This is a genomic window from Corynebacterium sp. HMSC074C01, assembly GCF_001814605.1.
In the GTDB taxonomy this organism is placed as follows: Bacteria; Actinomycetota; Actinomycetes; order Mycobacteriales; family Mycobacteriaceae; genus Corynebacterium.
Genome location: NZ_KV817278.1, coordinates 45,428 through 58,916, shown reverse-complemented (window position 1 = coordinate 58,916; position 13,489 = coordinate 45,428). Strand labels below are relative to the sequence as shown.

11 protein-coding genes are annotated in these 13,489 nt (G+C 62.3%); 9 read left to right on the top strand and 2 right to left on the bottom strand.

The genetic code is table 11. From position 1 onward, the window contains the following. Window positions 1–4 precede the first annotated feature (4 nt). The 4 genes from HMPREF2978_RS05945 to HMPREF2978_RS05930 are packed head-to-tail and all read left to right on the top strand — an operon-like array spanning window position 5 to window position 3,675. Entirely contained in the window at window positions 5–1,255 is a 1,251-nt protein-coding gene (locus tag HMPREF2978_RS05945; RefSeq protein WP_070744650.1) for a DUF4229 domain-containing protein, read from the top strand. Then, window positions 1,256–1,933, top strand: a complete 678-nt coding sequence (locus tag HMPREF2978_RS05940) for a Rossmann-fold NAD(P)-binding domain-containing protein (protein WP_083298930.1) — start codon at window positions 1,256–1,258, stop codon at window positions 1,931–1,933. After that, the gene (locus tag HMPREF2978_RS05935; protein ID WP_371326361.1) at window positions 1,915–2,688 is read left to right on the top strand and encodes a pantoate--beta-alanine ligase; all 774 of its coding nucleotides are present in this window, start codon (window positions 1,915–1,917) and stop codon (window positions 2,686–2,688) included. Before HMPREF2978_RS05940 ends, HMPREF2978_RS05935 begins: the two co-directional genes overlap by 19 nt. A gap of 39 nt (window positions 2,689–2,727) precedes the next feature. After that, window positions 2,728–3,675, top strand: coding sequence for a 2-dehydropantoate 2-reductase (locus tag HMPREF2978_RS05930; protein WP_070744606.1), 948 nt, complete (start codon window positions 2,728–2,730; stop codon window positions 3,673–3,675). Between the two features lie 27 nt (window positions 3,676–3,702). Here the strand turns inward: HMPREF2978_RS05930 and HMPREF2978_RS05925 are convergent, their stop codons facing one another. Next, window positions 3,703–5,802: a PhoX family protein gene (locus tag HMPREF2978_RS05925; RefSeq protein WP_070744604.1), complete on the bottom strand. Its 2,100-nt coding sequence runs from the start codon at window positions 5,800–5,802 to the stop codon at window positions 3,703–3,705. A gap of 171 nt (window positions 5,803–5,973) precedes the next feature. Between HMPREF2978_RS05925 and lysS the strand changes: the two genes are divergently transcribed. The 4 genes from lysS to HMPREF2978_RS05905 all read left to right on the top strand — a co-directional run bounded on the left by lysS (window position 5,974) and on the right by HMPREF2978_RS05905 (window position 11,211). After that, window positions 5,974–7,548, top strand: coding sequence for a lysine--tRNA ligase (gene lysS / locus HMPREF2978_RS05920; protein WP_070744602.1), 1,575 nt, complete (start codon window positions 5,974–5,976; stop codon window positions 7,546–7,548). A 156-nt stretch (window positions 7,549–7,704) separates the two neighbouring features. Continuing rightward, entirely contained in the window at window positions 7,705–8,661 is a 957-nt protein-coding gene (locus HMPREF2978_RS05915) for a hypothetical protein (RefSeq protein WP_070524610.1), read from the top strand. A 34-nt stretch (window positions 8,662–8,695) separates the two neighbouring features. Further along, window positions 8,696–9,640, top strand: a complete 945-nt coding sequence (locus HMPREF2978_RS05910) for a hypothetical protein (protein ID WP_070524706.1) — start codon at window positions 8,696–8,698, stop codon at window positions 9,638–9,640. A 170-nt stretch (window positions 9,641–9,810) separates the two neighbouring features. Further along, window positions 9,811–11,211: an MDR family MFS transporter gene (locus HMPREF2978_RS05905; protein WP_070744600.1), complete on the top strand. Its 1,401-nt coding sequence runs from the start codon at window positions 9,811–9,813 to the stop codon at window positions 11,209–11,211. Window positions 11,212–11,246: 35 nt separating this feature from the next. On the opposite strand, the gene HMPREF2978_RS05900 is transcribed toward HMPREF2978_RS05905, so the two are convergent. Next, window positions 11,247–12,512 carry a serine/threonine protein kinase gene (locus tag HMPREF2978_RS05900; RefSeq protein ID WP_070744598.1) on the bottom strand — a complete coding sequence of 422 codons (1,266 nt, stop codon included), beginning with the start codon at window positions 12,510–12,512 and terminating at the stop codon, window positions 11,247–11,249. Window positions 12,513–12,768: 256 nt separating this feature from the next. Here HMPREF2978_RS05900 and HMPREF2978_RS05895 point away from each other — a divergent pair. Next, a partial coding sequence (locus HMPREF2978_RS05895) for a Clp protease N-terminal domain-containing protein (RefSeq protein ID WP_305764107.1) occupies window positions 12,769–13,489 on the top strand: 721 nt, incomplete at its 3' end.

Genomic DNA, 13,489 nt, shown 5'->3' with positions numbered 1-13,489 from the left:
GGGCATGACGAGCCCGCACCACGCCCCTCAGCCACAGCACGAGTCGGCCCCGGATGATCGCCCGACGACCCAGTTTTCTGCGCAGCCGGACTCTCAGCCGCCAACGTCGGCAGAGACTTCAGAGACTTCTGAGTCCGGCTCGAAGACGGACGCCGGTTCCATCGGGCTCATCGTTCTAGTCATCCTCGCGGTTATTGCCAGCCTGGTCATGCTGATTTCGGGTTCGGCGAATGCGCTGAAGATTGCCCTGCTCGCCTCCCTGTGGGCCGCGGTGCTGGGCTTCTTCCTGGTGGTGCGCTACCGCCGCCAGGCACACGAAGCCAAGGAGCTACTGGCAGTAGAGCGCGCCCATGCCGCATCCACCTTGACCGCCTCCGGACCTTCCACAGCAGACAACAGTCAGGTCCTGGCGGAGATTCGTTCTGAGCTGGAAGCCATCCGCACCCAGATCGAGGAGATCTCGGGGCGCGAGTGGGTCTACGAGCCTGCCGCCCTGTATGCGGAGGCTCGCCGCATCCAGGAGCTGGAGCGCAAGGCCGGCGGCGCTGGCGTGGATGAGCGCGGCGATGCCCCCAACGTGAACTTCACCCAGAAGTCCGGTGGCGCGCCGTCTGCCGACGCCGTGGCAGGCCGCCTCGGCACGCAGCCGACCCACCCGGTGAGCAACCCGCTGGACAATCTGCTGGCGGATAACGCCCGTGCCAACGCCCAGCAGCCAGCGGCGAAGCCAGCCGCGAAGCCTGCTCAGCAACCCACTCCGAAGCCAGCCGAGAAGCCAGCCGAGCAGCCTGCCACGAAGCCCTCAGAACAGCAGGGCACCCGCCCAGCACCATCCCCGTTCGGCGCACCGCAGCCTTCTCAGAACCGTCCCTCGGCGTTTCGCCTAATGACCGAAACGCAGCCTCAGCCGCAGGCGGCACAGCAGAAGCCACAGCCGAAGCCTCACCCCCAGCCGAAGGCTGAGAAACCCCAGCCACAGCCGAAGCCGCAGCAGAAGACGCCGGAATTCAAGACCGATAGCTTCCAGGCCGTGCAGTGGAACCAGGGCGCCGCGGGCGGGCAGCACGTCAAGGAGAACCCTGCCCCCGCGCAGCCGCACCACCGCCACCGCAGGCCGGAGGCAGACACCGCACAGCCCAGCACCCGTGGCCGCCGCCGCAGCGATGAGCACCGCGAGGGCGCGGTCTCCGTGGCGGAGCTCATGGCACGCCGCAAGCGTCAGCAGGAACAGCAGAACAAGGGCGACAAGAAGTAGATGAAGGCACCACGCATGCGGGTGGCGGTCTGGGGTAGCTCCCGGGCCGGCCTTAACTTCGCGCGACACCTCGAGTGGGCGGGCCATACCATCGAGAGCCTTGAGGACCCCGCCCAGTTGGACCGCTTCGATGCACTGATTATCGCTGCAACGGCGAGAGAGCTGGAGGCAGCTGTGGGAGACGTCGCCAAGCACGTGCGCCCGAGACAGATCGTCATCCATACCTCGTTGCTGGCCGGTGTGGAAGCACTCGATGACCTGGAAACGCGCGGGTGCGTGACCATTGCCGCAGCGCCCCTGGGTGACTCCTACGCGGTGGGCACTCTCGATGAGGTGGCGGACACCGTCATTAGATTGTTGCTCTCAGAGATTCACCAAACGGCAGAAGCGGTGCCAGAAGCCCGCCGTGCCGAACGCGCGGCGCGGTTGTATTACGCGGAGATGCTCGGTGAACTCAGCGCGTGGGCGGCGCTTAAGGCGGGGATTATCGACGATTTTATGGGCAGCACCTTTGACCTCGACGCCGGGGACATCATCGATGCTTATCCCGCCGCCGTAGAACTGGGCATGGCGCGCAACTACCGCGACGTCGCCCGCATGGTGGGTGAGAAGAAGAATATGGAAGAACTGGAACTGTGGGCAGTAAGAAAGGAAGCGCCGTGGCAGAACAACTCCTAGTGGAGGATATCGAGCGCATCCGCATGGTCGGCAGCGCCTACCGCAAGACGGGCAAGCGTGTGGTACTCGTACCGCTGGGCCGCGATATTCACGCCGGGCACCTTGCCCTGGTACAGGCGGCCCAACGCGTGCGCGGCGGCGTGGTCGTCGTGGCGGTAGAACCGGAGACGGACACCTCTGCACTCGGCGGCGTTGACGTAGTGTGGCGCTATGGCGAGCAGAGCCAGCGCACGCGGGTCCTCGCACCCGATCACGGCATGGAGGACGTGAGCGCGGAGCTGACCCGCATTGTGGCGCTGACCTGTGCGCTGGGGCCCAGCGATGTGCTCATGGGGGAGAAGGATTACGAGCTGCTCGTGGCCACCCAGCAGGCCTTTACTGACCTTCACATCGGGGCGCGTGTGCAGGGAGTTCCTTCGGTGCGCATGCCGGACGGAGTGGTGATGAGCCTGCGCAATGCTGACGTCGCACCCGAAACCCGCGAGCAGGCCAGCGCGCTGTCGGCGGCACTCACCGCCGGTGCGTACGCGGCGGAGTCCGGGGCCGAGGAAGTCGTCCGCGTGGCACGTGAAGTGTTGGCCGCCGCGGGCGTGGAGCCGGAGTACGTGGAACTGCGCGGACGCGACCTGGGTGAGGCCCCCGCAGAGGGCGATGCCCGCCTCTTAATCGCAGCCACCGTGGGTGGGGTGCGGCTCATCGATAACGCGGGCGTGCCGTTGGGAATTGGGTTCCGAAACTTAGAACAGCGCGGATAAAAGTCTGTGGCGCAGGTCTCCACCAGTTAGGTTGGAGACATGAAGATTGGAATTCTGGGAGCCGGCGCCATCGGCGGATACTTTGGCGGAAAACTGAAAGCAACGGGCCACGACGTCGCCTTCGTGGCCCGTGGTGAGACCTTGCGGGTGCTGGGGGAGACGGGCGTGACGCTGATCGACGCCCACGCGGAACCCACCACCACCGAGGACATTAAGGTCCCAGCTGCCCAAACCTTTGCCGAGGTCAAAGAACTCTTGGGCGGGCTGGACGTGGCGATTATCGCGTCGAAGGCGCTGCCGGGCAACGAGACTTTTGGCAGCGTGGAGGACCGCGAGGCCCTGCAGGGAATCCCGGTGGTGACCACGCACAACTCGGTCGAGATTCCGTACGTGGCGGCCGAGGAATTCGGGGAGGAAAACATCCTTGCCGGTGTCGCTCGCGTCTATGCCACGCGCCTGGGCCCGGCACGGATCAAGCGCAATCCGGGGCCCTTGGCTTTGGCCTTTGGTCCGCTGAGTGCCAACGCCCCGGAGTCACTGCGGCGTACGGGCGAGGAGCTGGCGGCCGCGCTGAAGGATGCGGGTGCCTCCAGCAAGTTCCACGACGCCGCGCTTGTCGACGTCTGGTCGAAAGCCATGTTCGTCACCCCGACAGGCACTCTGGGCGCCTTGGTGGATAAACCGATTGGGTACCTCTGCCAGGAAATCCCCGGCCAGCTCGAGGCCTTCATGCGGGAAGTCGAGGCTGTCGGGTGCGCACTCGGCGTGAAGCTGCCGGAGAACGTGGTGGAACAGACCATGGAGTTTGCCCGCCAGCAGCACCCGGACAGTACGTCCTCGATGCAGCGCGATATCAAGGAAGGGCTGCCCAACGAATTAGACGCCCAGGTCGGAGCGATCCGACGCATGGGCGTCAAAGCTGGCGTTGCAACCCCGTTGTGGGACTTTGCACAGGAGGTGCTGGAGGCGCAGCTGCGCACCGCCTAGGAGTGCGCACTACGCAACGTCGGTGCCTTATTCGGTACCGATCTTGCCGCCCTTCTTCCACACCACAACAACGGCCGGGCGCGGGGTGGACTTCCCGCCGTCAGGCCAGTGGGAGGTGGCGTTCTCAAAGGTGGCGTCGTCAGCCTCGCCCGGGTGCTGAACGTTGACCATGACGCGGTCATCGTCGACGATCGGGCCACAGGTCTCCGCGCCAGCCGGGACGGTGAGGAAGCACTTGAGCTCGCCGCGGGTCTCGCCCTCGGTGGTCACGGCATAGAGGCCGTCGTTAGAATCCAACGCGTTGCCGTCTGTGGAGATCCACAGGTTGCCGTGGTTGTCGAAGGCCAGGTTATCCGGGCAGGAAATCGGGGAGACCTTCTCCTTATCGAAGCCGCCGAAGTAGGTGCTGGCCTCACGCGGGTCACCGCAGACCAGGAAGAGGTTCCAGGTGAACTTCTCGCCGGCGTGGTCATCCTCGAGTTCCATGACCAGGCCGTTCTTGTTCTCCTTGACCGGAGCCCATTCCTTGGCGTCTTCCTTGTTCTTCTTGGAGTTCTCGCCGGTGGCGCCGCGGTACTTGTTGTTGGTCAGCGCGATGTAGACCTTCTCGGTCTCCGGGTGAACCTCGACGTCCTCAGGGCGGTCCATCTTGGTGGCGCCCACCTTGTCGGCGGCCTCACGGGTAAAGACGGCGACCTCTTCGGCGGACATGCCGTCCACGTGGGACTCGAATTTGTTGTTGTCGGTATCGGAGGTCAGCAGCTTGACCCACTCGCCGCTGCCGTCGAAGGCGCCATCCTCCGGCAGGACACCGGAGCCGTCGATTTCCTTCTCCGGGGAGTTGCCTTCCATCTTGGCCACGTACAGGGTGCCGTGGTCCAGGATGGTCATGTTGTGCTCCAGGTCGCCTTCCTTGTACTTCTTGGAGGAGACGAACTTGTAGACGTACTCAAAGCGGGAGTCATCGCCGGAGTAACAGACCACGGTGCCATCCTTGGTGATGTGGATGTTGCCGGCCTCGTGCTTGAAGCGGCCCACAGCGGTGTGCTTAATCGGGGTGGACTTCGGGTCCAGCGGGTTGATCTCCACGAGCCAGCCAAAGCGGTTCGGCTCGTTCGGCTCCTTGGTTACATCGAAGCGGTCATCGTACTTTTCCCACTTACGGTCGGACGGGCCCTCCTCGATGCCGAAGCGCTTGAGGGACTCAGCGGCCTTCTCATCCTTGACATCGCCACCGGCGAAGTACTGGTCGAAGTTCTCTTCGCCGGAGAGCATGGTGTTCCACGGGGTCACGCCACCGGAGCAGTTGTTGAGGGTACCCAGGACCTTCTCACCCTTCGGGTCAGCGGAGGTCTTCACCAGGTCGGTGCCCTTAGCTGGGCCAACCAGGGTGAACGGGGTGGTAGCGGTGATGCGGCGGTTGAGCGGGCCGAATTCGCGCTTGAGCTCGCCGGAGCCCTTCACCTTGGAGACCTCGAGGATGGTGTGACCGTGGCCAGCCCAGCCGATCTTCACCTGCTCCTCGGTGGGGTTCTCCGGGTCGTAGTTCGGGAACATCATCGGCTCGGTGGTGTACTCGTGCGAGCACATGTAGATCATGCGGTTCTTGTCATCCGGGTGCTCGATGAGGCCGGCGAAGTCATTGTTGAAGCCGAACTGCTTCTCCGCCGCTTCGGCGGTCTGGTTGTTGACGTCGAATTCCGGCGCGCCCTCGATGACCGGGTCACCCCAGGCGATAAGTACGGACTGCTCGTAGCCCTTGGGGATGACGACTTCATCCTTGGTGTTAGCCTCCACGGCTTCAAAGTGCATGCCCTCGGCGGAGGTGAGCTCGATGTCAGATGACTTCACCTCGCTGGTCTTGGAGGAAGAACCGCTTCCGGCCGCGGAATCCTTCTCGTCCGGTGCAGCGCACGCGGCAAGCGCGGAGGAACCCCCGACGGCGACCACGGCCAGGCCGCCGGCACGCAGTGCGGTGCGGCGAGAGAACTGGTCACCGAAGTAAGGGTTATCGGAGGTGTTCTCGCACTCGCCGAAGCAGGCGTTACCGCACTTGTAGGTGCAGGTAAGGGAAGAACGAGAAGAGGTAAACATGTTAGCCAAGAGATTGCGGCCATTGAGTGCCATGAAAGTTATGCTCCAAGAATCGAATTCGTTAGTTGCGTAGAGATGTCGCAACGGACCTCATGAGTTAATACGGTTGAGATGACCGCGCGGTTGATACTGTCTAACCGCCAGATGAACACTCTGTGAACCGGGATCGCGCCAGCGTATGGGGATCGACTACCCTAGACAACCGTGAGCGAGAAGAAGAATACTGAAGTTACTGACGTTCCCGAGCAGCTGCGCATCCGCCGCGAGAAGCGCGCTCGACTGTTGGAGTCCGGCACCGAACCTTATCCGGTGACCGTAGACCGCACGATCTCCCTGCGGGATCTTCGCCAGCAGTTCCAGGTGGTGGCCGAAGGCGAGGAGCCAGCCGCGGAAGAGGGCGTTACCTACCTCAGCGCTGGTGAGGAGACTGACGTTGAGGTGGCCATCGCCGGCCGCCTCATCTTCATGCGCAATACCGGCAAGCTGTGCTTCGCCACCCTGCAGGATGGCGACGGTACCCAGGTGCAGGCCATGCTGTCCCTTGCAGAGGTTGGGGAGGAGCGCCTAGCCGCGTGGAAGTCCGACGTTGACTTGGGTGATTTCATCTCCGTGCGCGGCCGAGTAATTGCCTCGCGCCGCGGCGAGCTCTCCGTCATGGCAAACGAATGGACCATGGCGGCGAAGTCCTTGCGCCCGCTTCCGGTGTCCTTCGCTGACATGAATGAGGAAACCCGCGTGCGCCAGCGCTACAACGACCTCATCGTGCGCGAGGAGGCTCGCAAGAATGCCATGACCCGCGTGAAGGTGATGCGCGCGCTGCGCAACTACCTGGAAGATGAGGGCTTCGTGGAGATCGAAACCCCGATGCTGCAGACCCTCCACGGCGGTGCGGCGGCCCGCCCGTTCGTGACCCACTCCAATGCCTTGGACATCGACCTGTACCTGCGCATCGCGCCGGAGCTCTTCCTTAAGCGCGCTGTTGTCGGCGGCATCGATCGCGTCTTTGAGATCAACCGCAACTTCCGCAACGAGGGCGTCGACCGCTCCCACTCCCCGGAATTCGCTATGTTGGAGACCTACGCCGCGTGGGGCGACTACAACGACTGTGCCCGCACCACTCGCGAGTCCATCCAATCGGTAGCACGTGCGGTCTTCGGCTCCACCACCGTTACTTTGGCGGATGGCACTGAGTATGACTTTGGCGGCGAAGAGTGGCCGGAGATTGAGATGTACCCTTCCCTCAACGAGGCACTACAGCGCAAGTTCCCTGGCCAGCCGGAGGTCACCATCGACTCCACCGTCGAGGAGCTCAAGGCGCTTGCTGACGTCATCGGGCTCGACGTCCCGAAGAACGGTGGCTGGGGCCACGGCAAGCTGGTGGAGGAGATTTGGGAGGTGCTCTGCGAGGACCAGCTTGAGGGCCCGATCTTTGTGAAGGACTTCCCGGTTGAGACCTCCCCGCTGACCCGCCAGCACCGCTCCAAGCCGGGGGTGACGGAGAAGTGGGACCTCTACGTGCGCGGCTTCGAATTGGCCACGGGTTACTCGGAGCTGGTCGATCCCGTGATCCAGCGCGAGCGCTTCGAGGACCAGGCCCGCCTGGCCGCCGGCGGTGATGAGGAGGCCATGGTCTTGGACGAGGACTTCCTCGCCGCCATGGAGCAGGGCATGCCGCCGACAGCCGGTACGGGCATGGGTATGGACCGCCTGCTCATGGCCCTGACTGGCCTGGGTATCCGAGAAACCGTTCTCTTCCCCATCGTGAAGCCTGAGCATTAGTCTCCGCGTAAGCTCTACGCACTCAACGCACAAGCCACTGGCCCCGCAGCCGAAGGCTTGTGCGTTGTTGTTTTAGGAGCTGTTTTAAGAGCTTTCAGTTTCGCTGCAGCGCACATCACTCCGCGCGAAGCCTGCCTGCGTGGAACAATACAAAATATGAAAAAACTTTTCTCTCTTCTCACACTGCCGCTGGTGGCGGCCGGTTTGGTGGCTTGCTCCCCGGATGAAGAGACCGAGGACACTCCTCGGTTCGAAGTTGTGGATAGCTCTGGCACAGAGATCGCTTCGGAGGAACCCAGTACTGCGGCAGCGAGCGATTCCACAGATCGTGAGCCGGAGTTTGGCTCTCAATCTTCCGGGCTCAAAGAACGCGATGCCGAAGAGTTCCGCGCCACTGGATTCAGGTATGAGACCACGGTTGCCTGGGGTATAGCCAGCCCAGACGGTAGGGTGCGGTGTTCTCTGTATGAGGGTTCTCAAGCGCCGACGTGCTTAGTTGGTTTTGACAATCCCCCCATTGTGCCCGACCCCGAAAACCCGCAGTGGGAGGCGAACATGGTGATCTTCAAAGATGGCGCAGGCTTCTTCCCCAGTGGCGTAGTGGACCCGGGGGACGTGGTTCCGCCACAGCTGCTGGAGGAGGGCGAGAAAGTCGATATCAACGGCGTGGTTTTTGAAGCCCCTAGCGCAGATGAATTCACCGTTCAGGCCCAAGGGCACCAGTTCACCGTGAAGGACGGCGGCCAGTTTTCGGCGGATACCTATCCGCTGGAGCCGGACTCCAATGGCTATGCGCCTGTAGGTGCCGTCTGTGGAGAGGCCGATACTAATTTTGGCCGCCAGAAGGTCTTTGTGCAGACAGACGGGACGAATTGCACGACTGCGATGGACATCGTGGACAAGTACGTCAACTACGAGTGGGACATAAAAGAAGTGAACACTCGCGGAATCCTGGAGCTTGACGGCTGGAAGTGCTCCCACAAAGAACCGGAATTCGTTGAAACACCCAATCCGTATGCACGTCGGATTCATTGTGAAGATCTATCCGGTACCGGTCGCGTTATTCTTCTTGACGCTGCAAATCCTAAAGATCCGAAGCATTCGGAAAACTAGTGGCACAGCGCTATTTCGTGGAACGATGATTGTTATGAAGAAGCTTCTCTCTATCCTTTCTGCCTCCCTCATGGCCTGCGCCGTGGCTTCGTGTTCTTTCACGAGCGAACCGGCGGGCGATGAGCCACAATTCCAACAGAACTCATCCAGCTCTGCCAGCTCTGAGTCAGCCTCTGATGACACTTCCGAGGCGGCGGCGCCGAGCAGCGACAAGCCTGACAAAGACAAACCCGGCGGATTGAAGGAACGCGATCCGCAAGACTTTATGGCCGGCGGTGATCTGGCGACCATTCCGAACCCCATCCCGGCCGTCAAGAGCCCTGATGGGCGCGTCCTCTGCCTCATTCACGAAGAGGCTGATGCCCCGAACTGCAAGGTCGATTTTGCCGATCCGCCAATTTATCCAGGGCCGGTTATGCAGAGCTGGAGGTCAAATGCGGTGAGCTACCTCGGCGACCGCGGCTTCTTCCCGGTGTGGGCCATTGAGTTCTATACACCGACAGAGGTTGCAACGCTCAACGAGGGTGAGACCGTGAGCTTTGATGGCGGAACCTTTGAAGCACTCAGCGGCAACGAGTTCGTGGTCAAGGCGAACGGGCACCATTTCACCGTCAAGGACGATGGCCAGTACTACTCCGATACTTTCCCCGCGAAGCCAGATGCGAATGGCATGGCCAACACCGGAGCGGTGTGCGGTGAGAGCGGCACACGCGGGGAGGAGACCGGCTTGGTGTACGTGCAGGAAGATGGCACCGACTGCACTGACGCCATGGAGCTGCTGGATGAATACGCCAACCATGATTGGCAGGCCGGCGAGGGCGGAAACCGTGGCCACCTCACCACTGACCTTGGACACTGTTCCTACGGTGCACCGAAACTGTGGGAGGATACCCCTGAAAACCGTCTGCTGGGCTGCAGTCTGGACAGCGGTGGCAGCGTCGTGGTCATCACACCCCGCAACATGGAGACCATGCCCTAAGGCGTATCACGAAGCCATCGCCAGCCGCGGCGGTCTTAAGAAGGCCCGCGGCTTGGCTCATGTGGCATGCCCGGTGACCTTGGGAGTACTCTAAAATCTTCGCGCGCTGACTTTCACAGCTCCAGTGCGAGGTCCACAGAGTTAAGTAGTTGAAAGGTGTGGCTGGCCGCATGTCCGCTGAGATTCCCTCCAAGGTAGTGATCAACCTCAGCATCCTGGTGCTGGGGGCGATGGTCATGATTCTCAACGAGACCTCGCTATCCGTCGCGCTGCCGGCCATCATGGCGGACTATGGCATTCCCGCCACGAGCGCGCAGTGGTTGTTGACGGGATTCATGCTCACCATGGCCGTCGTCATCCCGACAACCGGCTTCCTGTTGGAGCGGCTCACCACACGGCAGATTTTCATCGCCTCCGCAGGACTCTTCCTAGCCGGAACCGTGGTGGCGGCCCTCGCCCCGAGCTTCATCGTTTTACTCTTGGGGCGCGTACTTCAGGCCGGTGGAACCGCGCTGATGATCCCCACTCTCATGACCGTTGCCATGACGTTGGTCCCAGCGCAGCGCCGTGGCACGGTCATGGGCATTATTTCCGTGGTGATTTCCGTCGCCCCGGCACTGGGGCCAACGGTTGGCGGGGCCATTCTCAACCACTTCACCTGGCACGTCATCTTTTGGGCCATGGTGCCGCTCATCGCCCTCATCTTGGTTGCCGGGCTCTGGCGCCTGAGCGATGTTGGTGAGAACCGCGATACCCCACTCGACGGTCTCTCCGTCATTCTTTCCGCATGCGCTTTCGGCGGTCTGATTTATGGATTGTCCTCGATAGAGAAAATGCTGCAGGGCGGCGCTTGGGTGGATATCGCCGTCACCGTGGTGGGCGTTATCGCGCTCGTCGTCTTCATCCGCCGGCAGAGGCGCCTCGCGCTTGAGGACCGCGCCCTGATGGATCTGCGACCTTTTCGCGTACGCAACTTCACTCTCGCGGTGATCATCCTCGTCCTGTCCTTTGGACTCATGCTGGGAATGGTCACGGTCCTGCCCATTTACCTGCAAACTACCCTGGGCGCTACGGCCTTCACCACGGGGCTCGCGGTGATGCCGGGAGGCATCCTTCAAGCTTTCCTTTCCCCGATTGTAGGCCGTCTTTTTGATTCCTATGGCCCGCGCCCCCTGATGATTCCGGGCTCACTGTTCATGGTGGCCAGCCTGTGGCTCATGGCCACCTTGGGAGAGAACTCAGCCGTGTGGATGGTCGTGGGCATGCACGTAGTTTTCTCCCTCGGCATGTGTTTGATGATGACGCCGCTGATGACCACCGCGCTGTCCTCACTTCCGGAGAAGCTCTACTCGCACGGCTCGGCCATCATGAACACCTTCCAGCAACTGGCTGGTGCGATGGGAACTGCTTTCCTCGTTGTCTTCCTCACGCGCGGCACCCAAGCCGGCGCCGCCGCAGGGATGGGGCCGGCCGCAGCGACGGCTCAGGGAACACACTGGGCTTTCCTCTTCGCCGGCGTAGCCGGTACTGCCATTGCGGTGATTGCACCGCTGCTCCGGCGTGCGGACTAACCGTTCGGACTAGCTACGCGGAGTGAGCGCGCGGCTTAGCACAGCGGCATGTTCAGGCGTAGCTCTTCGGCATCCTCGCCCCACACGAGGACGGCGTCAGCAGAGTCCTCGGCGCTCATATAGAACACCGGCTCGGATTCGGAAACATCGTAGCTGTGCACGGTGCACTGCCCGTTGGACAGTTCCTGTGCATCCTGCGCTGGGGCAGCTGCATCGCGCTTGGCGACGTCCCCGTACCGCGCCACGGAGTAGCCCACACCGTCACCAACGCAGGTGATCTTCGCGTCCTGACCATCCTCCGGATCGCGGGATTCGCAGGTAGCGCCGTCAAAACCTTCCCCGCCGGGGCGGGAGCTGATGAGGCCCGGGTGGTCGTCGACAAGCGCCTGCTCCGCCTCAGACCACGCTGAGCGTCCCAAGAAGAACCACAGCAGGCCGCCGATCAGGGCCAAGAGGAGAAGACCCACGCCGAGGCCAGCAAAGACCTTGCTCTTCGATGTCGACCCGCGTTTTCCGGAGGCTTCCGCGGGGGCGGGTGCGGGGACCTGCTGCTGCGGCTGCGTCCCCCAGTCTCCCTGCGGGGTGGCAGCGTGCTGCTGCTCCGGTTGCCACTGCGGCGTACCCGTGTCGGACCTGTTCATACCAGCCGCGTTGGCGCCGGTCATGCTGGCATTGGAGGTCCCCGCGCCAGCATTTCGGAGAGAATCAACGACGGCGGATGCCGAGGTATAAGCGGCTGCTGCGCGGAAGGATGGGTAAGCGGCGGCGAGGAGTTGTGCGAGGCGGTCGATTGCTTCCTTCGCCGTTGCGTTGGGGGCCTCGGAGCCCGTGGCTGGGCCAACTGCCGCGAAGAAGGCATTCGAGCGATTATTGGTCAGGATGATGCGGCGCGGATTGAGCGCGCGGAGAGCGTAGTTGGCGCGGCCTTTCTGGAGCAGGAAATCGGTCGCGTCAGCCAACGGCGCGAAGACAGCGATGGCCTCATCGCGGGAAAGGTGCTGCGCGCCGATGCCGGAGGAGGTGAAATCCGACAACTGCTGGCCCGGCAGGCTGCGGCGCACAAAGAATTCCTGACCGCTGTTCATCGTTCCCGTGCCCACGATGGGGGCGATGGCGCTGTGCTGAAGCTGCCCCACGATGCCGGATTGGCGGAGCACACCGCGGTTTTCCGGGCCATATATCTCCACGAGCATCTCATCATGCGAGGGATCTTCCACGAGGAAGAGCGTGGAGTCCGCTCCTTGGTCCAGGACTGCCTTCTGGCGCAGCTGGTGCTGGGTGGTGAAAAATTCTGGGAGCATAGTCACGATGAGAGGAAATCCTTCGTGGAGGTGTCGATGATGAGATATATAGAATCCTCTTCATTCTAAGGTGGCGAAGCTTCTGTGGCAGGTTAGTGCGAAAAGCTGCCTTATCATGACCTGTTCGCTACCGGCGTACAGTGCCTTTACCTGCAGAAATGTTGGTTTAGGGGAAGGGGGGAAGGGAAATCGTGAATGGAGTGTCCTCCCCGCGCGTTAGAGTGGATGACACATTTAGAGCGAAAGGTAAGAGGTAATGTTCGAGAGGTTTACGGACCGTGCTCGCCGCGTCATCGTTTTGGCGCAGGAGGAAGCACGCATGCTCAACCACAATTACATCGGCACCGAGCACATCCTCCTAGGACTCATCCACGAAGGCGAAGGCGTAGCAGCCAAGGCCTTGGAGTCCATGGGCATCTCACTGGAGGATGTCCGCCGTGAGGTGGAAGAGATTATTGGTCAAGGTTCTCAGCCGCACACCGGCCACATCCCATTTACCCCGCGCGCGAAGAAGGTTCTGGAGCTCTCGCTGCGTGAGGGCCTGCAGATGGGACACAAGTACATCGGCACCGAATTCCTGCTGCTCGGCCTCATCCGCGAGGGCGACGGCGTAGCAGCCCAGGTGCTGACGAAGCTAGGCGCTGACTTGCCGCGTGTTCGCCAGCAGGTTATCCAGCTGCTCTCCGGCTATGAGGGCAACGAGGGAGAGGGCAACCAGTCCCAGGGTGGTGCAGGCCCGGTAGGTGCCGGTGCCGGTGCCGGCGCTGGCCAGGGTGGCCGTGGCGGCCCCGGCAGCTCGGGTGAGCGTTCCAACTCCCTGGTGCTGGACCAGTTCGGCCGCAACCTCACCCAGGCGGCGCGCGATGGCAAGCTGGACCCGGTAGTGGGCCGCGATTCTGAGATCGAGCGCATTATGCAGGTGCTGTCCCGCCGCACGAAGAACAACCCGGTGCTCATCGGTGAGCCCGGCGTGGGTA